General features: G+C 72.1%; 20 protein-coding genes and 1 tRNA gene. 4 read left to right on the top strand and 17 right to left on the bottom strand.

What is annotated here, in order from left to right:
• Positions 1-62 precede the first annotated feature (62 nt).
• From ACQEVM_RS07170 to ACQEVM_RS07110, 13 genes are all read right to left on the bottom strand, one after another.
• Entirely contained in the window at positions 63-716 is a 654-nt protein-coding gene (locus tag ACQEVM_RS07170) for a low molecular weight phosphatase family protein (RefSeq protein WP_053677427.1), read from the bottom strand.
• Complete coding sequence (locus ACQEVM_RS07165) at positions 713-1,360, bottom strand: L-threonylcarbamoyladenylate synthase (RefSeq protein WP_053677425.1); 648 nt, start codon at positions 1,358-1,360, stop codon at positions 713-715. Before ACQEVM_RS07165 ends, ACQEVM_RS07170 begins: the two co-directional genes overlap by 4 nt.
• A gap of 46 nt (positions 1,361-1,406) precedes the next feature.
• Entirely contained in the window at positions 1,407-2,252 is an 846-nt protein-coding gene (gene prmC / locus ACQEVM_RS07160) for a peptide chain release factor N(5)-glutamine methyltransferase (protein WP_433076170.1), read from the bottom strand.
• 49 nt (positions 2,253-2,301) lie between these two features.
• Positions 2,302-3,381, bottom strand: a complete 1,080-nt coding sequence (gene prfA, locus ACQEVM_RS07155; protein ID WP_351385456.1) for a peptide chain release factor 1 — start codon at positions 3,379-3,381, stop codon at positions 2,302-2,304.
• Between the two features lie 108 nt (positions 3,382-3,489).
• Positions 3,490-3,708 carry a 50S ribosomal protein L31 gene (gene rpmE, locus ACQEVM_RS07150; protein WP_053677420.1) on the bottom strand — a complete coding sequence of 73 codons (219 nt, stop codon included), beginning with the start codon at positions 3,706-3,708 and terminating at the stop codon, positions 3,490-3,492.
• Between the two features lie 190 nt (positions 3,709-3,898).
• Positions 3,899-5,005, bottom strand: a complete 1,107-nt coding sequence (locus ACQEVM_RS07145; RefSeq protein WP_433076167.1) for an LCP family protein — start codon at positions 5,003-5,005, stop codon at positions 3,899-3,901.
• A 372-nt stretch (positions 5,006-5,377) separates the two neighbouring features.
• Complete coding sequence (gene rho, locus ACQEVM_RS07140; RefSeq protein WP_433076165.1) at positions 5,378-7,549, bottom strand: transcription termination factor Rho; 2,172 nt, start codon at positions 7,547-7,549, stop codon at positions 5,378-5,380.
• A gap of 461 nt (positions 7,550-8,010) precedes the next feature.
• Positions 8,011-8,937 (bottom strand): homoserine kinase, encoded by a 927-nt coding sequence (gene thrB, locus ACQEVM_RS07135; protein WP_433076163.1) that lies wholly within the window; start codon positions 8,935-8,937, stop codon positions 8,011-8,013.
• A 315-nt stretch (positions 8,938-9,252) separates the two neighbouring features.
• Complete coding sequence (thrC, locus tag ACQEVM_RS07130; RefSeq protein ID WP_267798018.1) at positions 9,253-10,323, bottom strand: threonine synthase; 1,071 nt, start codon at positions 10,321-10,323, stop codon at positions 9,253-9,255.
• Positions 10,324-10,329: 6 nt separating this feature from the next.
• Positions 10,330-11,622 carry a homoserine dehydrogenase gene (locus ACQEVM_RS07125; RefSeq protein ID WP_433076161.1) on the bottom strand — a complete coding sequence of 431 codons (1,293 nt, stop codon included), beginning with the start codon at positions 11,620-11,622 and terminating at the stop codon, positions 10,330-10,332.
• A 124-nt stretch (positions 11,623-11,746) separates the two neighbouring features.
• Complete coding sequence (gene lysA / locus ACQEVM_RS07120; protein ID WP_433076159.1) at positions 11,747-13,138, bottom strand: diaminopimelate decarboxylase; 1,392 nt, start codon at positions 13,136-13,138, stop codon at positions 11,747-11,749.
• 19 nt (positions 13,139-13,157) lie between these two features.
• The gene (gene nrtL / locus ACQEVM_RS07115; RefSeq protein ID WP_433076157.1) at positions 13,158-14,216 is read right to left on the bottom strand and encodes an ArgS-related anticodon-binding protein NrtL; all 1,059 of its coding nucleotides are present in this window, start codon (positions 14,214-14,216) and stop codon (positions 13,158-13,160) included.
• 185 nt (positions 14,217-14,401) lie between these two features.
• Positions 14,402-14,896, bottom strand: coding sequence for a response regulator (locus ACQEVM_RS07110; RefSeq protein WP_267798022.1), 495 nt, complete (start codon positions 14,894-14,896; stop codon positions 14,402-14,404).
• Between the two features lie 82 nt (positions 14,897-14,978).
• On the opposite strand from ACQEVM_RS07110, the gene ACQEVM_RS07105 reads away from it, so the two are divergent.
• The 3 genes from ACQEVM_RS07105 (at position 14,979) to ACQEVM_RS07095 (ending at position 17,249) form a co-directional block, all read left to right on the top strand.
• Positions 14,979-15,050, top strand: a tRNA-Arg gene (locus ACQEVM_RS07105).
• A gap of 726 nt (positions 15,051-15,776) precedes the next feature.
• Positions 15,777-16,760 carry an XdhC family protein gene (locus ACQEVM_RS07100; RefSeq protein WP_433076154.1) on the top strand — a complete coding sequence of 328 codons (984 nt, stop codon included), beginning with the start codon at positions 15,777-15,779 and terminating at the stop codon, positions 16,758-16,760.
• 81 nt (positions 16,761-16,841) lie between these two features.
• Positions 16,842-17,249, top strand: a complete 408-nt coding sequence (locus ACQEVM_RS07095) for a DUF6479 family protein (RefSeq protein WP_433076152.1) — start codon at positions 16,842-16,844, stop codon at positions 17,247-17,249.
• A 149-nt stretch (positions 17,250-17,398) separates the two neighbouring features.
• On the opposite strand, the gene ACQEVM_RS07090 is transcribed toward ACQEVM_RS07095, so the two are convergent.
• From ACQEVM_RS07090 to ACQEVM_RS07075, 4 genes are all read right to left on the bottom strand, one after another.
• The gene (locus ACQEVM_RS07090; protein ID WP_433076150.1) at positions 17,399-18,295 is read right to left on the bottom strand and encodes an ATP-dependent DNA ligase; all 897 of its coding nucleotides are present in this window, start codon (positions 18,293-18,295) and stop codon (positions 17,399-17,401) included.
• Complete coding sequence (gene ligD / locus ACQEVM_RS07085) at positions 18,292-19,176, bottom strand: non-homologous end-joining DNA ligase (RefSeq protein ID WP_433076148.1); 885 nt, start codon at positions 19,174-19,176, stop codon at positions 18,292-18,294. Before ligD ends, ACQEVM_RS07090 begins: the two co-directional genes overlap by 4 nt.
• A gap of 109 nt (positions 19,177-19,285) precedes the next feature.
• The gene (locus ACQEVM_RS07080) at positions 19,286-20,449 is read right to left on the bottom strand and encodes a Ku protein (RefSeq protein WP_433076146.1); all 1,164 of its coding nucleotides are present in this window, start codon (positions 20,447-20,449) and stop codon (positions 19,286-19,288) included.
• A gap of 93 nt (positions 20,450-20,542) precedes the next feature.
• Complete coding sequence (locus tag ACQEVM_RS07075) at positions 20,543-21,370, bottom strand: nuclease-related domain-containing protein (RefSeq protein WP_433079854.1); 828 nt, start codon at positions 21,368-21,370, stop codon at positions 20,543-20,545.
• Positions 21,371-21,742: 372 nt separating this feature from the next.
• On the opposite strand from ACQEVM_RS07075, the gene ACQEVM_RS07070 reads away from it, so the two are divergent.
• Positions 21,743-22,348, top strand: coding sequence for a hypothetical protein (locus tag ACQEVM_RS07070; RefSeq protein WP_433076142.1), 606 nt, complete (start codon positions 21,743-21,745; stop codon positions 22,346-22,348).
• The last annotated feature ends 75 nt before the right edge of the window (positions 22,349-22,423 follow it).

The raw sequence follows: 22,423 nt of genomic DNA, 5'->3' as shown, positions 1-22,423 counted from the left end.
CCGCCCACTGTAGGTCCGCGGTGCCCGGCGCGCCTTGTGGCGCCCGCCGCGCGGGTGAGGCCTCAGCGCCCCGCGGTGACGCCCGTCAGGGCCGTGACCACGGGGTCCAGGGCCTGGTTGATCTCGTCGCCGATGGAGCGGAAGAAGGTGATGGGGGCCCCGTACGGGTCGTACACCTCATCGGCGTCCGGCGAGGGGGCCAGCAGCCAGCCGCGCAGCGCGGCGGCGGCCCGTACCAGGGCGCGGGCGCGCTCCGCCATGCCGTCGTCCAGCGGCGGCAGGGTGGCCGGATCTATCGCCCGCACGAGCCGGGTGAACTCTTTCAGCGTGAAGGTCCGAAGCCCCGCGGAGTGGCCCATGGAGATGACCTGTGCCCGGTGGTCCCGGGTCGCGGTGAGCACCAGGTCGGCGCGTATGACGTGCTCGTCCAGCAGCTCGCGCCCGGTGAACCCCGAGGCGTCGGCCCCGAAGTCGGCGAGGACGGCGGCGGCGTTGGCCTCCATCGGCGCCCCCTCGTGACCCCAGGTGCCGGCGCTCTCCACGATGAGGTCACCGGTCACGGGGCCGCCGAGGCGGTGCGACAGGGCGTGCCGCGTCAGCCGCTCGGTGATCGGCGAGCGGCACACGTTGCCGGTGCTGACGTGGAGTATGCGGAAGGATCCGCCCCCGGCCACGGCCGGGAGGTGTCCTGCTATGCCACGCCCCTCAGGGCTCACGGGGCCACCTCGAGGTCGGGTACGACCTCCCGCAGCTGGTCCGCGGTCAGCGCGCCCTCGCGCAGCAGGACCGGGACCTTCCCGGTGACATCGACGATCGACGACGGCTGGATGCCGGGGGTCGGCCCGCCGTCCAGGTACACGGACACGGAGTCGCCCAGCATCTCGCGGGCCGCGTCGCAGTCCTCGGGGGCGGGGTGCCCGGTCAGGTTCGCCGAGGACACGGCCATCGGGCCGACCTCGGTCAGCAGCTCGATCGCGACGGGGTGCAGGGGCATCCGCACGGCCACGGTCCCGCGGGTCTCCCCCAGGTCCCAGGCCAGCGACGGCTGGTGCTTGGCGACCAGCGTCAGCGCGCCCGGCCAGAAGGCGTCGACGAGTTCCCAGGCCTGCTCGGAGAAGTCCGTGACCAGGCCGTGCAGGGTGTTCGGCGAGCCGATGAGGACGGGCGTGGGCATGTTGCGGCCGCGCCCCTTGGCGGCGAGCAGGTCACCGACGGCCTCGGCGCTGAAGGCGTCCGCACCGATCCCGTACAGGGTGTCGGTGGGCAGCACGACGAGCTCGCCGCGGCGCACGGCGGATGCGGCTTCGCGCAGGCCCGTCTTGCGGTCCGTCGCGTCGTTGCAGTCGTATCGCCGGGCCATCAGCGGGCCTCCTCAAGCAGCGGGGTGGTGACGGGAAGGGGCGCGCTCACGGCAGGGCCTTGCGGGCGGTCGCGAAGCGCGGGCGGTTGTTGAGGTCGGGGTGGTCGGCCGCGTCGGCCCAGCCCCGCTCCTCGGCGAAGATCCACGGGACCTGGCCGCCCTGGGTGTCTGCGTGCTCGATGACGACGATCCCGCCGGGTCGCAGCAGCCGGTGGGCGGTGCGCTCGATGCCTCGGATGGTGTCGAGGCCGTCCTCGCCGGAGAACAGCGCCATCTCGGGGTCGTGGTCGCGGGCCTCGGGGGCGACGTACTCCCACTCGGTGAGCGGGATGTACGGCGGGTTCGAGATCACCAGGTCCACCTGGCCGTCCAGTTCGGGCAGCGCGCTCAGCGCGTCTCCCTGGTGGACGGTGACCCGGGAGCCCTCGGCGTTCTTGCGGGTCCACTGGAGGGCGTCCTCGGACAGCTCGACCGCGTGCACGCGCGAGCGCGGCACCTCCTGGGCCATGGCCAGGGCGATGGCCCCGGACCCGGCGCACAGGTCCACGATCAGCGGTTCGACGACGTCCATCGCCCGGACTGCCTGTATGGCCCAGTCGACGACCGACTCGGTCTCGGGCCGGGGCACGAAGACCCCGGGGCCCACCTGGAGCTCCAGGTACCGGAAGAAGGCGCGGCCGGTGATGTGCTGGAGCGGCTCGCGCGCCTCGCGCCGGGCGATGGTCTCCCAGTACCGGGCGTCGAAGTCGACGTCCTTGACGTGGTGCAGTTCCCCCCGTTTGACGCCGTGCACGAAGGCCGCGAGTTCCTCGGCGTCGAAGCGCGGTGAGGGCACGCCGGCGGCGGCCAGCCGCTGGGTGGCCTGGGCCACCTCGGCAAGCAGCAAGTTCACGCTGGTCCTCCGGGCTGCTGTCGTACGGGGGGGGTGGTGCGGGTCTGGATCAGTGGGCGGCCGCGAGCTTGGCCGCGGAGTCGGTGTCGACGCAGGCCTGGATGACCGGGTCGAGGTCGCCGTCGAGCACCTGGTCCAAGTTGTACGCCTTGAAGCCGGTCCGGTGGTCCGAGATCCGGTTTTCCGGGTAGTTGTACGTACGGATCTTCTCGGACCGGTCCACGCTGCGCACCTGGCTGCGGCGCACGTCGGAGGCCTCCTGCTCGGCGGCTTCCTGGGCTGCGGCGAGCAGCCGCGAGCGCAGGATGCGCATGGCCTGCTCCTTGTTCTGGAGCTGGCTCTTCTCGTTCTGGCAGGAGGCGACCACACCGGTCGGGATGTGCGTGATGCGCACGGCCGAGTCGGTGGTGTTGACGGACTGGCCGCCGGGGCCCGAGGAGCGGTACACGTCGATGCGGAGGTCGTTCATGTTGACCTCGACCTCGACCTCCTCGGCTTCCGGGGTGACGAGCACGCCGGCGGCGGAGGTGTGGATGCGGCCCTGGGACTCGGTGGCCGGCACGCGCTGGACGCGGTGCACGCCGCCCTCGTACTTCAGGCGGGCCCAGACGCCCTGGCCGGGCTCGGTGGCGCCGTTGCCGCCCTTGGTGCGGACGGAGACCTGTACGTCCTTGTAACCGCCGAGTTCGGACTCGGTGGCGTCGATGATCTCGGTCTTCCAGCCCACGCGCTCGGCGTAGCGCAGGTACATGCGCAGCAGGTCGCCCGCGAAGAGGGCGGACTCGTCGCCGCCCGCGCCGGCCTTGACCTCAAGGAGCACGTCCTTGTCGTCGCTCGGGTCGCGCGGAACGAGCAGCAGGCGGAGCTTCTCGGTGAGCTCTTCGCGCTGTGCGGTCAGTTCCTTGGCCTCGGCGGCGAAGTCGGGGTCGGTCGCCGCGAACTCCTTGGCCGTCTCGATGTCCTCGGCCGCCTGCTTCCACGCGCGGAAGGTGGCGACGATCGGCGTGAGCTCCGCGTAGCGCTTGTTCAGCTTGCGGGCGTTGGCCTGATCGGAGTGGACCGAAGGGTCGGCGAGCTTCTTTTCCAGATCGGCGTGCTCGCCGATCAGTTCCTCGACCGCCTCGAACATCGGGGGCTCCTGGAGATAAGTGAGAAAGGGCTGCGGGACGAGAAAGGCGCCGGCCCGGCTGCCCCCGTGCGAAACGGTGCGCAGCCGGGATCCGGCGCCGGAGGCTCGCTACTTCGAGCCGGCAGCCTTGCCGAAGCGGGCCTCGAAGCGGGCCACACGGCCACCGGTGTCGAGGATCTTCTGCTTGCCCGTGTAGAACGGGTGGCACTCGGAGCAGACCTCGGCACGGATGGTGCCCTCGGTCAGGGTGCTACGGGTCGTGAACGACGCGCCACAGGTGCAGCTGACCTGGGTCTCGACGTACTGGGGGTGAACATCGCGCTTCAAGGTGTCTCCTAGATTCGGGAGGGCGCCGGGTCGCAGGAGCCGAATTGCGCGCTGCGTGAACCGGGGCCGACAGACCAGTCTGCCAGGACCGGGCCGCCTGTCAAAATTCTGAGGACGCCCTCCTCAACAGGGAGCGACGGGCATCTATTCCGGCCCCGTGAGGAACCGCTCTGACCTGCGGCGACTCGCGTCAGGGGCTCTGTACGATCGCCCCGGCCGTGCCCTTGTCCCCCGCCGAGTCCGCGGTCGCCTCGGCCGGAATCGGCTGGTCGGCGAGCAGGGAGTCCCAGACCATCTTCGACTCCTTGGTGAGCGGGACGACCCGATTGGGGTCGACGGGGTCGCCGGCCACCGGGAGGGTGATCATCTGCATGTCCGCGCCGTCGATGCCCTGGAGTCCCTGCGCGAAGCCCATCAGGGACTTCACGTCGCCGAGCGCCCGGTCGGTGGTGATCGCCTTGGTGGCGGAGTCCGCCAGGCCGAGCAGCCGCTTGGGGTTGTCGAAGACGCCGACGTTCTTGACCTGCTTGATCAGCGCCTTGATGAAGGCCTGCTGGAGTTGTATTCGTCCCAGGTCGCTGCCGTCGCCGACGCTCTTGCGGGTCCGGACGAGGCCGAGGGCCTGTTCGCCGTTGAGCTTGTTGACGCCTGCCGGCAGGTTCAGGTGGCTGGCGCCGTCCTTGATCGGCTTGGTGGTGGTGACCTCGACGCCGCCGAGGTTGTCGATGATCTTCTTGAAGCCCGTGAAGTCGACCTCGATGTAGTGGTCCATGCGGATCCCCGACATCTTCTCGACGGTCTTGACCGCGCAGACGGCCCCGCCGACCGTGAAGGCCTCGTTGAACTGCGAGCGGTTGCCGCCCTTGTCCGTCTTTCCGTCCGAGGTCTCGCAGGAGGGGCGCTTCACGATGGTGTCGCGCGGTATCGACACCACGCTCGCCTTCTTGTGGCCCTCGTACAGGTGGATGATCATCGCGGTGTCGGAGCGGGCCGAGCCGCCGTCGTCGCGGCCGTACTCGCCGTTGGCTCCGCCGCGCGAGTCCGAGCCGAGGACCAGGATGTCCATGGAGCCGTTGTCGACGTTCTGCGGGCGGTCGGTGCCGAGCGCCTGGTCGATGTCGACGCTCTTCAGGTTCCCGTTGAACTTGAAGTAGAAGTAGCCCAGTCCCCCGCCGCCCAACACGACCACGCCGGCGGCCGTCCAGGCGACGACGGTCAGGGCCTTGCGTCGCCGCGGCGGCGGCTTGCGTCGGCGCCCTCCGCCTGCGGCGCGGCGGCCCGTGCTGTCCTCGGTCATGGTCTCCTCAGTCCTGCGTACGGCGCCCGGCCCGGTCGGCCGATCTCCCCCTGCTGCCCTTTGACACAGACGGACTAACGTCCTTCAGGGTTCCACGCCCGCAGACCCGATCGGGCCCCCCTCACGGGCCGCCGACCCTGCGGCGGCCACCGCGTGCCGGGGCGCTCGCCTGGGGTTTCCCGACGGGAGGGGGCCGCGTGCACGGGGGTGCCGAGGGGGCGCGAGTGTGTCGAACGTCGCACCGAGTACCGAGAGCGTGTACGCCGCGTGTACGAACCGACATACGCCCGCGCACCCCGGACACGACGAAACCGCCCCCGCCGCGGAGGGCGGCGGGGGCGGTTTCGGTCGGACGTTCGGCTACGGCGACGGTCAGTCGTCGTTCTTGCCGCCGGGCGTCGTCTTGGCGATCTGCATCAGGAACTCGGCGTTCGACTTGGTCTTCTTCATCTTGTCGAGCAGCAGCTCGATCGCCTGCTGCGAGTCGAGGGCGTGCAGCACCCGACGCAGCTTCCAGACGATGGCGAGCTCCTCCGCGTTGAGGAGGATCTCCTCCTTGCGGGTGCCCGACGGGTCGACGTCGACGGCCGGGAAGATGCGCTTGTCGGCGAGCTTGCGGTCGAGCTTGAGCTCCATGTTGCCGGTGCCCTTGAACTCCTCGAAGATCACCTCGTCCATCCGCGAGCCGGTGTCGACCAGCGCGGTGGCCAGGATGGTCAGCGAGCCGCCGTCCTCGATGTTGCGCGCGGCACCGAAGAAGCGCTTCGGCGGGTACAGCGCGGTCGAGTCGACACCACCGGACAGGATGCGGCCGGAGGCGGGGGCGGCGAGGTTGTACGCGCGGCCCAGACGGGTGATGGAGTCCAGCAGGACGACCACGTCGTGACCCAGCTCGACGAGACGCTTGGCGCGCTCGATGGCCAACTCGGCGACGGTGGTGTGGTCCTCGGCCGGACGGTCGAAGGTCGAGGAGATGACCTCGCCCTTGACCGACCGCTGCATGTCGGTGACCTCTTCCGGACGCTCGTCGACCAGGACGACCATCAGGTGGCACTCGGGGTTGTTCGTGGTGATCGCGTTGGCAATCGCCTGCATGATCATGGTCTTGCCGGTCTTCGGCGGGGCCACGATCAGGCCTCGCTGACCCTTTCCGATCGGCGACACGAGGTCGATGATGCGGGTGGTCAGCACGCCCGGGTCGGTCTCCAGACGGAGCCGGTCCTGCGGGTACAGGGGCGTCAGCTTCTGGAACTCCGGCCGGCCTCGGCCGGATTCGGGCGCCATGCCGTTGACGGAGTCCAGGCGCACCAGGGCGTTGAACTTCTCGCGGCGCTCGCCGTCCTTGGGCTGACGGACCGCACCGGTGGTGTGGTCGCCCTTGCGCAGGCCCGCCTTGCGGACCTGGGCGAGGGAGACGTACACGTCGTTCGGGCCGGGCAGGTAGCCCGAGGTCCGGATGAACGCGTAGTTGTCGAGGATGTCGAGGATGCCCGCGACGGGGATCAGAACGTCGTCGTCGGCGACCTGCGGCTCGCTCGGCGCGAACTCGTCACGGCCACGACGGCCACGACGGTCGCGGTAGCGGCCACGACGGCCGCGACGGCCGTCCTCACCGTCGAAGTCGTCCTGGGGGCCGTTGTCCTGACGGTCCTGACGACCCTGCTGGCCCTGGTTCTGGCCCTGGCCACGCCCGCCCTGCTGCTGACGGTCGCCGCGCTCCTGGCGGTCGCCGCGGTCCTGCCGGCCTCCGCCCTGAGCGCCCTGACCGGCCTGGCCCTGGCCCTGACCCGGCTGGGTCTGGCCGCCCTGGGCCTGACCCTGACCGGCCTGACCCTGGCCGGCCTGGCCCTGGTCGTCGGCCTTGGCGCCGCGGTCACGGCGCTCGCGGCGGCCGTCGCCGCGCTCGGCACGGTCACCGCGGTCGCGACGGTCGCGGCGACCGCGACCCTCGCCGGCCTCCTGCGCCTGGCCACCGGAGACGGCGGTCGCGGCCTCGGCCTTGACGTCGGTCTGCGCGGCGGGGGCGGTCTCGGTCTTCTGCTCGACCTGCACGGCGGCGGGCGCCGCGGACTCCGGGCTTCCGGAGGGGGCGGTGGCTCGACGGCGGCGACGCTCACCGGCCGGGGCGTCCTCGCCCCCGCGCTCGGCCTCGCTCGCGCGGGAGGGGCCCCCGGCCGGCTGGCCCGGGATGTCGATCTGGGACTGTTGCGCGGCCTTCTCGACGGGCGCCTCGGCGGCGACGTCGCCCGTGCGGGCCTTGCTGGTGGCGCGGCGCTTCGGCTTGGCCTCGGCGGTGTCCGCGGCGGCGGCCTTGGGGGCGCTGCCGCCTGCCTGCGCCTCCTTGATGACCTCGATCAGCTGGCTCTTGCGCATACGCGCGGTGCCCCTGATACCGAGGCCGGACGCGACCTGCTGAAGCTCGGCCAGGACCATGCCGTCGAGGCCGGTGCCGGAGCGGCGACGCTTGGGCGCGGCGCCCGCGGCGGGGGCACTGGTGTCGACGTTGGTGTCGGCAGCGCCCATCAGATCGGTGGTGTCGCTCACGAAGGGTCCTTCCCTGGAGCGGACGTCGGCCTGTCTGGCTCGGCGACCGGTTGTGCTGTCCGACAACAGACCATGACCTGATGGGTCGTGGACCGCGGCCGGGACGGTGGTCCGCCGATAGGGATACGGCGGAAAGAAACGTGCGTGGGTGGTTCCGGCGAGAAGCCCCCGAGCTGAAAGCGTGGGAATGTCACGCCGATTCCGGAGCGTGCTCGAAACTGCTGGTGGCGATCAAAGCAGTCGGGGAGGCTCCCGGAAGAAAGGTGGTCCCGAATCGGGACACTGAGCACCGAGCCATGGCGGCTTCGGATGCGCACTTGAGACTAACACTACCGGATCCAACAGACATTCCCCCTCTCAATCACCGGCTGTAACGCCCTTCCGCGCGAGCGACCTGCCCGGCCGCCCGCCCTGGTCACTGGCTCGCCCTCCCTTTTCGGCCGCGGCCATTCGGGAAAGGCTCAGCCGCCCTGCGTGCCCAGCGGAAGTACGCTCGCGCCCGCGGCGTCGAGGGCGAGCCGGTTCGCGGCCCACCCCTCGCCCGCGAGCCGCGCGACCTTGTCGGCCGCACCGTTGTCGACCAGCGCGAGGACCGTGGGGCCCGCGCCGGAGATGACCGCGGGAATGCCGTCCGCCCGCAGTCGGCCCACGAGTGCCACGCTCTCGGGCATCGCCGGGGACCGGTATTCCTGGTGCAGCCGATCCTCGGTGGCGGGCAGCAGCAGCTCGGGACGCCTGGTCAGGGCTTCCACGAGCAGGCCCGCACGCCCCGCGTTGACGGCCGCGTCCACGTGCGGGACGGTGCGCGGCAGCAGGCCGCGCGCGGTCTCGGTCAGGACCGGCTTGGACGGCACGAAGACCACCGGAACGATGGAATCCGCGGGCTCCATACGGATGGCCTTGGCGCTGCCGCCGTCCATCCAGGCGAGGGTGAAGCCGCCGAGGAGACAGGCGGCGACGTTGTCGGGGTGGCCCTCGATCTCGGTGGCGAGTTCCAGCAGCGCGGCGTCGTCGAGTTTCGTCTCCCCGCCTATGGTCACCGCGCGGGCGGCGACGATGCCGGCGCAGATCGCGGCGGAGGAGGAGCCCAGGCCCCGACCGTGCGGGATCCGGTTGGCACAGACGACCTCCAGGCCGCGCGGCTGTCCGCCCAGCAGGTCGAAGGCGGTGCGCATGGCACGCACGAGGAGGTGGCTCTCGTCGCGCGGGAGGGTGTCGGCGCCCTCGCCCGCGATGTCGATGTTCAGGCCGGAGTCGGCGACCCGGACGACCACGTCGTCGTAAAGCCCCAGGGCCAGACCGAGGGCGTCGAAGCCCGGGCCGAGGTTGGCGCTGCTGGCGGGGACGCGCACTCGTACGGCGGCGGCGCGGAACGCTGGACCTGCCATCGGTCGATGACACTCCTTGTGACTGTGCGAGATCTGGTGCTGGGCGGGATCTTCGCTGCGAATGTACTGGGGAACGCACGACATCCGAAGGCCCGTGGGGCAGCACCGAGTCATATGCGCGGTGGCGGATGTAAGTACAGCGTATCGAAGGAAGGTTCTCTCGCGACATAGGGCGCACAGGAGGCGCACGATGCGTGTCGACTTCTTCCGCTGAATTCCGCTGTCTTTTGTGCCGTACGGACCGAGTTGCCGGATTCCGGGGCTTTCGGAATCCGGCAACTCGGCGAGGGGCCCGACCGGGGTCGGACCCCGGGGTCAGATCAGGCCGAGCCGGGCGGCCGCGGCCTCGGCGTCCACCGGAATGGTGACGGGCTGCGGGGCGCCCGCGACGGCCCAGTCGGGGTCCTTCAGGCCGTTGCCGGTGACCGTACAGACGATCTTCTGGCCGGGGTCGACCAGTCCGAGATCGGCGGCCTTGAGCAGGCCGGCCACCGAGGCGGCCGAGGCGGGCTCGACGAAGACACCCTCCTGGGCGGCCAACAGACGGTAGGCCGCGAGGATTTGGCGGTCCGTCACCTCGTCGATGAAACCGCCCGACTCGTCCCGGGCCTGCAGGGCGTAGTCCCAGGAGGCCGGGTTGCCAATCCGGATCGCGGTCGCGATGGTGTGCGGCTCCTTGACGACCTCGCCGCGCACGATGGGCGCGGAACCGGAGGCCTGGAAGCCCCACACGCGGGGCGTACGGGAGGACAGGCCGTCGGCCTTGTACTCCTTGAAGCCCTTCCAGTACGCGGTGATGTTGCCGGCGTTGCCGACCGGCAGCACGTGGATGTCGGGGGCGTCTCCGAGCGCGTCGACGATCTCGAACGCGGCCGTCTTCTGACCCTCGATGCGCACCGGATTGACGGAATTGACCAGCGCCACCGGGTAGTTGTCGGACAGCGCGCGGGCCAGGTCCAGGCAGTCGTCGAAGTTGCCGTCGACCTGAAGGATCTTGGCACCGTGCACGAGGGCCTGACCCATCTTGCCGAGCGCGATCTTGCCGCGCGGCACGAGGACGGCACAGACCATGCCGGCGCGGACCGCGTAGGCCGCGGCCGAGGCCGAGGTGTTGCCGGTGGAGGCGCAGATGACGGCCTTGGCGCCCTCCTCCTTGGCCCGGGTGATCGCCATCGTCATGCCGCGGTCCTTGAAGGACCCGGTGGGGTTGGCGCCCTCGACCTTCAGGTGGACCTCACAACCCGTGCGCTCGGAGAGCAACTGGGCCGGGACGAGGGGAGTACCGCCCTCACGGAGCGTGACCACCGGAGTCGTGGCCGTGACCGGCAGGCGGTCCCGGTACTCCTCGATGATGCCGCGCCACTGGTGGGTGCGATTGCTGCTCATGGGTCCTTACTCCCCTTCAACACGCATGATGCTGGCGACACCGCGCACGGTGTCCAGCTTCCGCAGCGCCTCGACGGTCCCGGTGAGGGCGGCGTCGTGCGCGCGGTGAGTGACGACGACGAGGGAGGCCTCGCCGTCCTTGCCCTGTTGCCGGACGGTGTCGATGGAGACACCGTGCTCCGCGAACGTGGTCGCCACCTGGGCGAGGACGCCCGGCTTGTCCGCCACATCGAGGCTGATGTGGTAGCGCGTGACGACGTCGCCCATGGTGCTGACCGGCAGCTGGGTGTACGCCGACTCGCCGGGCCCCGTTGCCTCGGCGAGCTTGTTGCGGCACACGGCGACGAGGTCGCCGAGGACCGCGGACGCGGTGGGGGCACCGCCCGCGCCGGGCCCGTAGAACATGAGCCGACCGGCGGCCTCCGCCTCGACGAAGACGGCGTTGTACGCCTCGCGGACGGACGCGAGCGGGTGGCTGAGCGGGATCATCGCGGGGTGCACGCGGGCGGTGACGGACTGGCCGTCGGCGGCGCGCTCCAGGATCGCGAGGAGCTTGATGGTGCAGCCCATCCGCTTGGCGGAGGCGAAGTCGGCCGCGCTGACCTCGGTCATGCCCTCGCGGTACACGTCGTCGAGGCGGACCCTGGTGTGGAAGGCGATGCCGGCGAGGATCGCGGCCTTGGCGGCGGCGTCGTAGCCCTCGACGTCGGCGGTCGGGTCGGCCTCGGCGTAGCCGAGCGCGGTGGCCTCGTCGAGGGCCTCCTGGTAGCCGGCGCCCGTCGAGTCCATCTTGTCGAGGATGAAGTTCGTCGTGCCGTTGACGATGCCCATCACCCGGTTGATCTTGTCGCCGGCGAGGGACTCGCGCATCGGGCGGACCAGCGGGATGGCGCCGGCGACGGCCGCCTCGTAGTACAGGTCCAACCCGGCGGCGTCGGCGACGGCGTGCAGCGCGGCGCCGTCCTGGGCGAGCAGCGCCTTGTTCGCCGAGACCACGGAGATGCCGTGCTCGAAGGCGGTGTGGATCAGGGCGCGGGCCGGCTCGATGCCGCCGATGACCTCGATGGCGACGTCGATGTCACCGCGTTTGAGGAGGGCGGTCGCGTCGGTGGTGATGAGCGCCGGGTCGATGCCCTCGCGCACCTTGGAGGGGCGGCGCACGGCCACGCCGGCGAGCTCGACGGGCGCGCCGATCCTGGCCGTGAGGTCTTCGGCGTGCGTCGTCATGATGCGCGCCACCTCTGAGCCGACCACTCCACAGCCCAGCAGCGCCACCTTCAGCGGACGCGTACGCATCATTCGACCTACGCCTTTCGATCTTCCATCGCTACCCGGGGCGCGGTTTGCACACCAGGTGTGAACCAGTCTCACTCAATGGACAGCAGTTTCCATCCTCGGTCCATTGAGTGAGACGTCTATTTCATCATCCGAGGTCGAGACTCAGGAGATCCTCCTCCGTCTCCCGACGGACGATCACTCGCGCCTGTCCGTCGCGCACGGCGACGACGGGCGGGCGCAGCGAGTGGTTGTAGTTGCTGGCCATGGAGCGGCAGTACGCGCCGGTGGCCGGTACGGCCAGCAGGTCGCCCGGGGCCAGGTCGGCCGGCAGGAACGCGTCCTTGACCACGATGTCGCCGCTCTCGCAGTGCTTGCCGACGACGCGCACGAGCATCGGTTCGGCGTCGGAGACGCGCGAGACCAGGTTGACCGTGTACTCGGCGTCGTAGAGGGCGGTACGGATGTTGTCGGACATGCCGCCGTCGACGGACACGTACGTCCGCAGCCCCTCCAGCGGCTTGATCGTCCCGACCTCGTACAGCGTGAAGGCCGTCGGGCCGACGATCGCCCGTCCGGGTTCCACGGAGATCCGCGGGGCGCGCAGCCCGGCCGACTCGCACTCGCGGGCGACGATCTCGTGCAGGGCCTTGGCGATCTCGTGGGGCTCGCGCGGGTCGTCCGCGGAGGTGTAGGCGATGCCGAGGCCACCGCCCAGGTCGATCTCCGGGAGTTCGACGCCGTGCTCGTCGCGGACGTCGGCCAGCAGCCGGACCACGCGCTTGGCCGACACCTCGAAGCCCGCCATGTCGAAGATCTGCGAGCCGATGTGGGAGTGGACGCCGAGCAGCTCCAGGCTGTCGTGCCCGAGTGCGCGACGCACGGCCTCGGCGGCGGAGCCGTCCGCGACGGCGATGCCGAACTTCTGGTCCTCGTGGGCGGTGGCGATGAACTCGTGGGTGTGTGCCTCGACGCCGACGGTGACGCGGATCTGCACCGGCTGCCGTACGCCGAGCTCGCGCGCGATGTGCGCGACGCGGGCGATCTCCTGGTAGGAGTCGAGGACGATGCGGCCGACGCCGGCCTCGATGGCGCGGGTGATCTCGGCGACGGACTTGTTGTTGCCGTGGAAGGCGATGCGTCCGGCGGGCATCTCGGCGGCGAGCGCCGTGGCCAGCTCGCCACCGGAGCAGACGTCGAGGTTGAGCCCCTCCTCCTTGAGCCACTTCACCACGGCCTTGGAGAGGAACGCCTTGCCGGCGTAGAACACGTCCGCGTCCGGCCCGAAGGCGTGCGCCCAGGCGCGGCAGCGTTCGCGGAAGTCCGACTCGTCGAGGAAGAAGGCGGGCGTCCCGAACTCCTCGGCGAGACGGGTGACTTCGACGCCTCCGACACGGACCACGCCGTCGTCGCCGCGCGTGACGGTCCGGGCCCAGACCTTCTCGTCGAGCGCGTTCAGGTCGGCGGGCGGCGGGGCGTAGTGGCCCTCGGGCAGGACGTCGGCGTGGCGGGGGCCGGCGGGGTGCGCGGAACGGCTCATCGAAATCTCTCTTTGCGGGTCACAGGCGTTCAGGGGCGTCCATGCCGAGCAGGGTCAGGCCACCGGCCAGCACCGTCCCGGCGGCTTCGGCGACAGCCAGCCGGGAACGGTGGGCGGCCGAGGGTTTCTCGTCGCCCCGGGGCAGCACCCGGTACTGGAAGTCGAGCAGGGCGTCGGCCAGCTCGACGAGCTGCCGTACGAGCCGTTCGGGCGCACGGTGGTGCGCGGCGGCCTCCAGGGCGAGGGGGTGCTCGGCGAGGACGCGCAGGAGGGCGTCCGCTTCGGTCACATCGCCGACCCCTTCTTCGGGCGCCTCGCCGGCCATCTCCCCGGGGAGGCCCTCGAACCCGAACCCGAACCCGAGGAGGGCCGCGTTGCGGGTCAGCGCGCGGGCGCGGGAGTGGGCGTACCGGACGCGGAAGAACTCGTTGGACTCGTCCTGCGCGAGCAGCCGCTCGGGGAACACCGGACTCTCGTGGGGCGCGACGGCGAGCATGGCCCAGGTGGCGGCGTCGGCGCCGAGGCGCGCGACGACATCCCCTTCCGCGGCGGGGACGGGGGCGATGTTCGGAGCGGTGTCCGGGACGGCGGCGGTACTCGGCGCCGCTTCGCCGGCAGTCGGCGTCGAGCCCTGCGTGGCCGCGATCCTCAACAGGGCCTCGCGGACGACGCGCGCGCGGAGCCCGGGGCGGGGGGCGGGGGGCGGGGCGGGTCGCGGGGCAGGGTCCGGGGCGCATCCGTACCGGATCCCCTGGGCGTGGATCTCCCGCACCAGATCGGCGACGGAACGCTTGCGCAGTACGAAGTTCAGGAACCCCGCCCCGGTGACCTCGACGCGCTCGATCCCGTCCGCCACCTCCAGCCTGCGCGCGAGCACCGCCGCCACCTCACCGGGGGCGCGGCGGGCCGACCTGGCCACCTGGAACGCGACGGGCGTGGCGTACTCCCCCACCCCACCGGGGCGGGTCCGCTCGACCACGACCCGGTCGGGAACGACCGCGTCCGCCGGAAGCTCCCCGTCCTCGACGGCGCAGCGCACGGCGCGCACGACGGTACGAGAGAGGTCAGCGGGGGTCACGTCACCCAGCCTAGGGGAGAAGCCCCCGGGTCACGCGAAGGGTTTCGGCATGTGAACACACACATGAACACACACGTGAACACATACAAGAGGACAGGGCGCGCGCGAACCGTCAGGCACGGCGTCCCTCCGTCCCGTCCCGGCGTCGGTCCGTCCCGTCCCGGCGTCCGTCCGTCCCGTCGGGCTCACCCTCGTCCTCTCCCCGCCGGTGTCCCTTTCCGTTCGCGCCGGTCCCGGCGCTCGGCCAGCCTGCGCACGACGCGCACCAGCTCGGCGGGCTCGAAGGGCTTGGCGAGGAACGCGTCCACACCGGCGGCGATCCCGACCTCGACCTCGTACTGAGTGCACGCGCTGACGATGGCGACGGGCAGATGCCGCGTCCGCGGATCGGCCCGCAACTGCGCGGCCGCCCCGAACCCGTCCAACCGGGGCATGACCACATCAAGGGTGATCACGTCGGGACATACCTGATGCACGACGTCCAGGCACTCGGCACCATCGTTCGCGGTCACGACCTCGAAGCCCTCCAGCTCGAGATTGACCTTGATCAACTGCCGGATGACCTTGTTGTCGTCGACAACAAGCACCCGACCCGAGGCGCCTGACACAACTCGAGAGTAGGTCCGCCACAGCCCCCGCGTCCGGGTTTTTGCCACTTCCACCCCCTGCGGGCGACGCACTCCCCACTCCCCGGTAAACGAGTTCCTGATCACCCGGTGAGAGCTGGTAGTGTTCAACCCGTCGCCGCAAGTCGGCGGACGCGCCCCCGTAGCTCAGGGGATAGAGCAACGGCCTCCGGAGCCGTGTGCGCAGGTTCGAATCCTGCCGGGGGCACTTCGCAGGAAGTGCCCAAAGACCCCGCCATCAGCGAGTTCGCTGAGACGGGGTCTTCGCGTATGCGCGGCCAACTGCCGTGTTGCGCAGGCGTATCGCGGAGCACCTCGACCATACGCGGACCGGTGTCGTCCGCGGCCGGGTGGGCGCGCAGGGCGCGCTGGAACCATGCGGCCAGGACGGGGAGTTCGGCGTATCCCCGGGCCTCGTCGGTGAGGGCCTGTCCGTCGGGGGGTGGCGAGGGCGCGCAGGACCCCGGTGCGGAGGGTGACGGCGTCCTCGTCGTTCGGGCCGATGAGTGCGACCGGGGTCTCCTCGGGGGGCGGCGCATGGGTGAGGACTTCGGGGACCGCGGCCCAGGCGGCGAGCAGCGGCGGCAGTTTGCCCGGGGGCGGGCCGGCGGCCAGGGCGTCGTGGCGGTCGCTGGGTGGCAGCCGGGCCGGGGGCTTGGGGGCCCGCGTGCCGAACCTTCGGGGTCGGGGGATGCGGGGGGGGCGCGGACGAGCCCGCGTGGCGTGGTGGATCTGATGGGCCCGGTGAGGCATGGAGGGCATGGCGTGGGCGGCCCTGGGTTCCGGTGGTCCGTACGAGGGGGTGGGGGGTGGGTCTGTGGGATTTGGGGGGTGGGGTGTGGGGGTTGGCGTGCGTAGGTTGGGGGTGAGGCCACCTTGCGCCGCTGACCAGGTGCTTTGTGGCGGGCTCTGACGATGAGGATGGGGCGGCGCGATGCGTGAGTTGGTGGAGACGGCGCGGCGGTGGGTGGCCGAGGGGCGGGAGGCCTATCTGGCGCGGCCCGTGACCGAGCAGGGGTTCGGGCCGCGGGATCCCGCCGGGGCGGTGTTGGTGGATGCCGGCGGGGAGTGTGTGGGGGCTCTGTATCGGGGGGTCTTCGATGCCGAACTCGTCGTCGAGGCGGGGGGCTTGGGGGGCGGGGAGAGCGCGCGGGTGTGCGAGCTGTCCGTCGGGACCGGGGAGGCCGTCGAGGCGCGGTTGACCTGTGGTGGACGGGCCGAGGTGTTGTTGCAGCCACTGGTGTCGGTCCCGGGCGAGTGGTGGGACCTGCTGGGGCAGGGGGCCGGGGTGGCGCTGGTGACGCGGTTGAACGCGGCGGCCGATCGGGCGGTGAGCGAGGTGGTGCGGGCCGTGGACCTGCCGCCGGATGACGCCGCGCGGCGGGCCGGGGAGTTGTTGGCGACCCGGCGGCCCGGGCGGGACGCGCTGTACGGAGGTTCGGGGCTGGTGCTCGTGGAGGCGTACCCGTCCGCTCCGCACGTGGTGATCGGGGGCACCGGGGAGCTGGCCGAGATCATCGGGCGGCAGGCCGCGCTGCTGGAGTGGGGGGTGACGGTCGTGGAGTCGGCCGCGGAGGCCGCGAGGGTCCTGGCGGATCATCGGGACGCCGCCTGTCTGGTGCTGCTCAGTCACGAGCCGGACTTCGACGTGCCGACGCTGCGGACGGCGCTGGCGCTCGGGATCCCTTACGTGGGGGCGCTCGGCTCCCGCCGGACCACCACGCGGCGCCGTGAGGGGTTGATCGCGGCCGGGGTGGGCGCGGCGCAGCTGGCGCGGGTGCACGGGCCGATCGGCCTGGACCTCGGGGCGCGGACCCCGGCGGAGACGGCCTTGGCGATCTGCGCCGAGATCCTCGGGGTGCTCGGTGGGAGGGACGCGGGCGGGTTGCGGGATTCCGAGGGGCCGCTGCGGGGGTAGCGCGTGCCCGCGACGCCCGGGGCGGGGAGGTTTCCGATGCTGCGGAAGTGAATCCGGGCGAAATGCGGGAAACTACTACACATGGACACGAACCTGATCTTTCTCGCGGCGGACAGGACCCTCACGAACATCGCGTGGCTCTTGGTCGTCGGACTGATCGTCGTGGGCTTCCTGCTCGGCGGCTTCATGCTGGGCAAACGGGTTCGCGCGCACGAGCCCGCGCCACCCACCACCGAGAGCCAGCCCCACCTGCCCGACGGCGGTGCGGTGCTGGAGGTCTCCGAGGAGCGAGAGCCCGTGGAGTTCCCCACCACCGGTCTGCGGCCCCACGAGATGCAGGGGTACGGGAACTTCGGTTCCCGGAGCCACAGCCACCAGGAGGACGCCCGCGCCGAGCGGGAATCCGGGTACGAGCACCCCAATCCGCGGCCTCCGGCGGACAAGAAGCCGCCGACGGTGCCCCCGCTGGGCGGCGCGAAGCCGGCCTGACCCTCGGGCCTGACCCCTGGGCCGGGCCCGACCCCGCCCCGACCTCCCACCGCCCGACCTCCGACCCGTGCCGCCCGCGCGGGTCGGAGGTCGGCGTGCTTCGGCGATCGGTCGGCGTGCTTCGGCGATCCGTCAGGGATCCGCGCGGGTCAGAGGAGGTCGGTGCGCAGGCGCAGGACCTCCGGGGGCGGGTGCCGGCCCGAGGTCTGACGTACTTCCGCCGCGAGTGGCGGGTCCAGCGGGCGGTACGGGACCTCGCCCAGGCCGATGGCGGTGACGGTCGCCCCGGCCGGGGCGGTCTCCGCGCGCCGGGCGAGGGCCGCCGCCAGTTCGGTGCGCAGTGCCGGGGACAGCGGGCTGGACACCAGGGGTTCCTCGTCCTCGCCGGGGAGGACGAGGACCAGCGCGAGCGGGCGGCGCGGGCTGCCGGTGTGGCCGACGACGGCCGCGTCCCGGACGTTGGTGTGGCGGAGCTTGCGCCAGCCGCGGCGGCCGGCCGGGTAGGCCTGGTCCAGCCGTTTGACGACGAGGCCCTCGACGCCGCCGGCGGGAAGGGTCTCGTACCAGGTCTCGGCCAGCTCCGGGTCGGTGGTCATGGGCACCGGTTGCAGGGGTGGGCCGAGCGGGAGCAGCAGGTCGACGAGGAGGGCGCGGCGTCGTTCGTACGGGCGGGCGCGCACGTCGAGACCGGCCAGTTCCAGTACGTCGAAGGCGGCGTACGAGGCCGGCAGGGTACGGGCGAGAAGCGCGGCCCTGGCCGGGGTGGCGGCGGCCCGTCGCTGGACGAGCGCGAAGTCCGTCCGCCCGGCGTGCCAGACGACCACCTCCCCGTCGAGGACGGTCCCGGCGGGCAGCAGCAGCGCCGCCGCCGCGAGGTCGGGGAAGGCGGCGGTGACGATGCGCCCGGAACGGGCCTGGAGGACCGCCTCCTCGGCCGTGCGCACGACGACGAGGCGGTGGCCGTCGAACTTCGGCTCGTACGCGAGACCCGGCTCGCGCGGCAGGGTGGCGACGGCGGTGGCGAGCGCGACCCGGACCGTGCTCACGGCAGCCCGCCGGACTGGTCCGGGTCGAGCAGCGGGGCGCAGAGGTCGCCGTCGCGGGCCAGCCGGGCCGGGATGTCGTCGGCGAGGAACACCAGCTCGGCGGGGTCGCGGCAGGCCTCCACCTCGTCCCAGGAGACGGGTGCGGAGACGGTGGGGAGGGCGCGGGCGCGCAGGGTGTAGGGGGCGGCGGTGGTTTTGGCGGCAGCGTTCTGGCTGTGGTCGACGAAGACCTTGCCGGGACGCAGGTTCTTGGCCATCCGGTGGACGATCAGGTCCGGGAGTGCGCGTTCGGCCTCCTGGGCGAGGGCCTTGGCGTACGCGGACACCCGCTCGGACGGGGTCGGCTCCAGCGGCGCGATCAGGTGGAGGCCCTTGGAGCCGGAGGTCTTCGCGCAGGCGCGCAGCCCGTCGGCGGCCAGGCGCTCGCGGAGCCAGAGCGCGGCGGCGCAGCACTCGACGACGGTGGCGGGCGGGCCGGGGTCGAGGTCGAGGATCAGCCGGTCGGCGATGGCGGGGGCGGCGGCGGGCCACTGGTGGGTGTGGAACTCGACGACGAGGTTGGCGGCCCACATGAGGGTGGGAAGGTCGCCGACGACGACCTGCTCGGCGGTGAGGTCCTCGGACCGGGGAACCGGGGTGGTCCGCACCCATTCGGGTGTGCCGGGCGGCGGGTTCTTGGTGAAGAAGAGCTGACCGTCCGGGCCGTCGGGATAGCGCAGGAACGAGACCGGCCGGTCGTGGAGGTGGGGCAGCATCGCATCCGCCACGGAGGCGTAGTAGTGCAGGACCTCGCCCTTGGTGAAGCCGCTCTCCGGGTACAGCACCTTGTCCAGGTTGCTGAGCGAGATGCGGCGCCCTTCCACCATCGTGATCGGCGCCATGTGAGCAGACTGGCACGGATCGGGAGGAAGCGGGCGGTCAGGGAGGCCAGGCGGGTGGGGGCCGGGCGGGCGGGTGGCCGGGGGTGGCGGGTGGACGGGCGCGGGATCGTCAGGCGGAGGCCGCGCGTCGGGTCGTCTTCTTGGCCGCCGCGGTCTTCGCGGTCGTCGCCTTCGCCGTTCCCGTCGTCTTGGCCGTTCCCGTCGTCTTGGCCGCGGACGCGGCGGTGCTCTTCGTCGCGGATCTCTTCGTCGCGGTGGTCTTCTTGCCGCCGGTGTCCTTGGGTGAGGCGGTGGCCTTCTTCGCCGCGGAGCCGGTGGCCTTGCGGGCCTGGGTCGTCTTCGCGGTCGTCGTCTTCGCCGCCTTCTTCGCGGGGGCGCTCTTCTTGTCCGTGGCGGTTCTCTTCTCCGCCGCGGCCTTCCGCGTATTGCCGGGCACGGGCAGCGTGCGCACCTCGGCGTCCGTCTCCCCGTCCGCGGCGGCCGGCTCCCCGCGGGATTCCCTGGCCGCGCGGACGCTGTTCTCCAGGGCGGCCATCAGGTCGATGACCTTGCCGCCGGTCGGGGCGGCCTCCTCCTCGCCGCGGGGCGGTTCGACGCCCTGGAGCCTGGCCTCGATGACCTGTTGGAGGGCTTCCTGGTACTCGTCGTGCAGCGCGGACAGGTCGAAGTCCTGGGAGAGCATGTCCATGAGCGAGCGGGCCATCCGGAGTTCCTGGGGGCGGATCGTCACGTCCCCCTCCGGGGTGATGCCCGCGGCGGGTCTGACCTCGTCGGGCCACAGGCAGGTCTGGAGGACCAGGGTGTCCTCGTGGACGCGGAGCACGGCGAGGGCCTCGCGCGACCGGATGGCGATCTTCGTGACGGCGATCTGCCCGGACTCGGTGAGGGCCTCGCGGAGCAGGGCGTACGGCTTGGCGGCGGCGCGGTCGGACGTGCCGACGTAGTAGGCCTTGGAGAACATCAGCGGATCGATCGTCGAGGCGTCCACGAACGCCAGCACGTCGATGAGCTTCTTGCTCGGGAGGGGAAGGTCGGCGAGGTCCTCGTCGGACAGCATGATCATGCTGCCGTCCGGAGCCTCGTAGCCCTTGGTGATCTCGTGGTACGGGATCTCCACGTCCTCGGCCTCGCAGACGCGCCGCAGACGTACGCGTGAGCCGTCCTTCGCGTGCACCTGGCGGAGCGGAATGTCGTGCTCCTCCGTGGCCGTGAAGAGCTGCACCGGGATCGTGACCAGCCCGAACGAGATGGCCCCCTTCCAGGTAGCCCTCATGCCGCGCTCCTTCCCTGGGGAGGCCCTCAGGCTATGCCGAGGAGCCGGAGCGCGACACTCGAAGGCAGCCGGGTCCGCGCCGACGGCGGCTCGCTACGCACGGGCCCCGGTTCGCCGCCGGGTGGGGCGGAGCCAGGTGCGGGTGTCGCGGGCGAGGGCGTACAGGGCGTCGACGTCCGGGGGCTTGAGCGTGGCCGGGTTCGAGGCGAACCGGGCGGCGGCGGTGCCGGACCGGAGGATGCGTACGTCGCGCAGGGTGGGGGCCACCTCGACGTGCGAGGCCTCGACGAGGGCGAGCGCGGGGAGGACCGGCGCCGTCAGCACGCGGGTGGCGTACGCGGCGGCGAGGCGGACCAGCCGGGGTTCCGGGCCGGGTTCGGCCCGGCCCACGGTGAGCAGGAGGTCCCCGATCCGGGCGCGCCGGCGGAGACCGGGGACGGTGCGGACGCAGAGGACGCCGGGCGGCCCGATGAGGAGGTGGTCGATCACGCCGCCGTCGGGCAGCGGGACGGCGTGCAGGACCCGGCAGTCCTCGCTCTCCAGTGCGTCGAGTTCGGCGCCCATCCGTTCCAGGGCCTGGAGTTCCCGGCGGATCCGGTGTCGGCTGCGGGCGCCCGGGGAGCCGTACGTCAGCTCGCCCACCAGGGGCTCCCCCGGACGGTTCGGGGCGAGGTCCTCGTCCGGGGGCAGGGCGAGGCGGAGCAGGTCGGCCGCCGTGGGCACCGGGGGCGGGCCGACGGTGTAGTCGCCGGTCAAGTACGGGCGCAGGGCCGTCAGGACCGCATCGCGGCGGGCGTCGGACAGCAGGCTGACCCGATTGGCCCGCCGGTCGTACCAGGCGACCGCCTCGCCGTCGGGCAGGTTGACGTACAGCCGGCCCCGGCCTGGCCGGCCGCTCGGCAGCACCTTGAGTCCGGGCATCGTCCTCACCCCCGCACTCCATGGGAGCAGGCCGGCCGCCGACGGACAATCCCCCTGCCGGGTCCTCGGGCCGAACCCGGTCGTTGGAGTGGCGCAGGGCTCCTCGTGGGAACGAGGGGCTGCGCGGGGCGTGCGGGGCCGGCGGGTCCTGCGGGTTCTGCGGGGCGGTCGGCGGTCGGCGGTCGGCGGTCGGTCCTGTAACGGCCCGTGTAACGACTCCGACGGAACCCCGTCGGGTTGCTGTTACAGAAGCACCGCTGTACCGCAATGACGGACGCCTACGTTTATGGCACCTGAACACGCCCGCATGTCACCCGAATACGCCCGGCCGCCTGGACGCGCCGGGACCCGACCCGCAACGAAGGACCTCCCGTGAGCACCCTCAGCCGTCGCAGTCTCGTTCGCGCAGCCGCCGTGACCGCATGCGCCGGCAGCCTCCTGGCACTGCCCACCGCAGCCGCGCTCGCGGACGGGGTGCCGGCCGCGTCGACCGGGCAGCGGACCCTGGTCAAGAGCCTCTCCCTCGCGGACGGCGAGTCCCTGGCCCGGGTCTACCGGGTGGCCGACGACGCCTACGAGGCCGAGATCCTGCGCGACGGCGCCCGGGTCGCCACGGTGGCCGGTCGGGACGGCGCGACCGACGTCGGCGGTTCCGGCGACCTGCACGTCTCGCTGCGGGCGGACGGCCGGCTCACGTCGTGGGTCGGTGACACCCGTCCCGCCGGCAACACGTCGCACGCCCTCTTCGGCGACGGCCACAAGACCGGGACGCGCGACGGACACGCCGTCCCCGTCTCGGCGCACACCACGGAGTCCGCGGCGCGTGCGGGCGGGACCGCGGAGGCGTTGCGCCTGAACACGGTGGCGGACGGTCCGGGCGAGGGCGTGCTGCTGCTCGCGGCGGGCGGCGGCATCGCGGCCATCGGCGCCGCCGGGCTCGGCTTCGCGATGGTGCGGCGCGGACGCACGGAGGGCTGACACCCCGCTCCGACGCCTTGTCGGGGGGGGTGGGGGCGGGCGGCGGCGGGGGCCGGTGTCGTCCGGATCGGCCCG

This window comes from Streptomyces sp. CA-243310, assembly GCF_050936775.1.
Lineage (GTDB): Bacteria > Actinomycetota > Actinomycetes > Streptomycetales > Streptomycetaceae > Streptomyces.
Note: the sequence above shows the minus strand (reverse complement) of the source record. Positions and strands in the feature narration are given on the sequence as shown.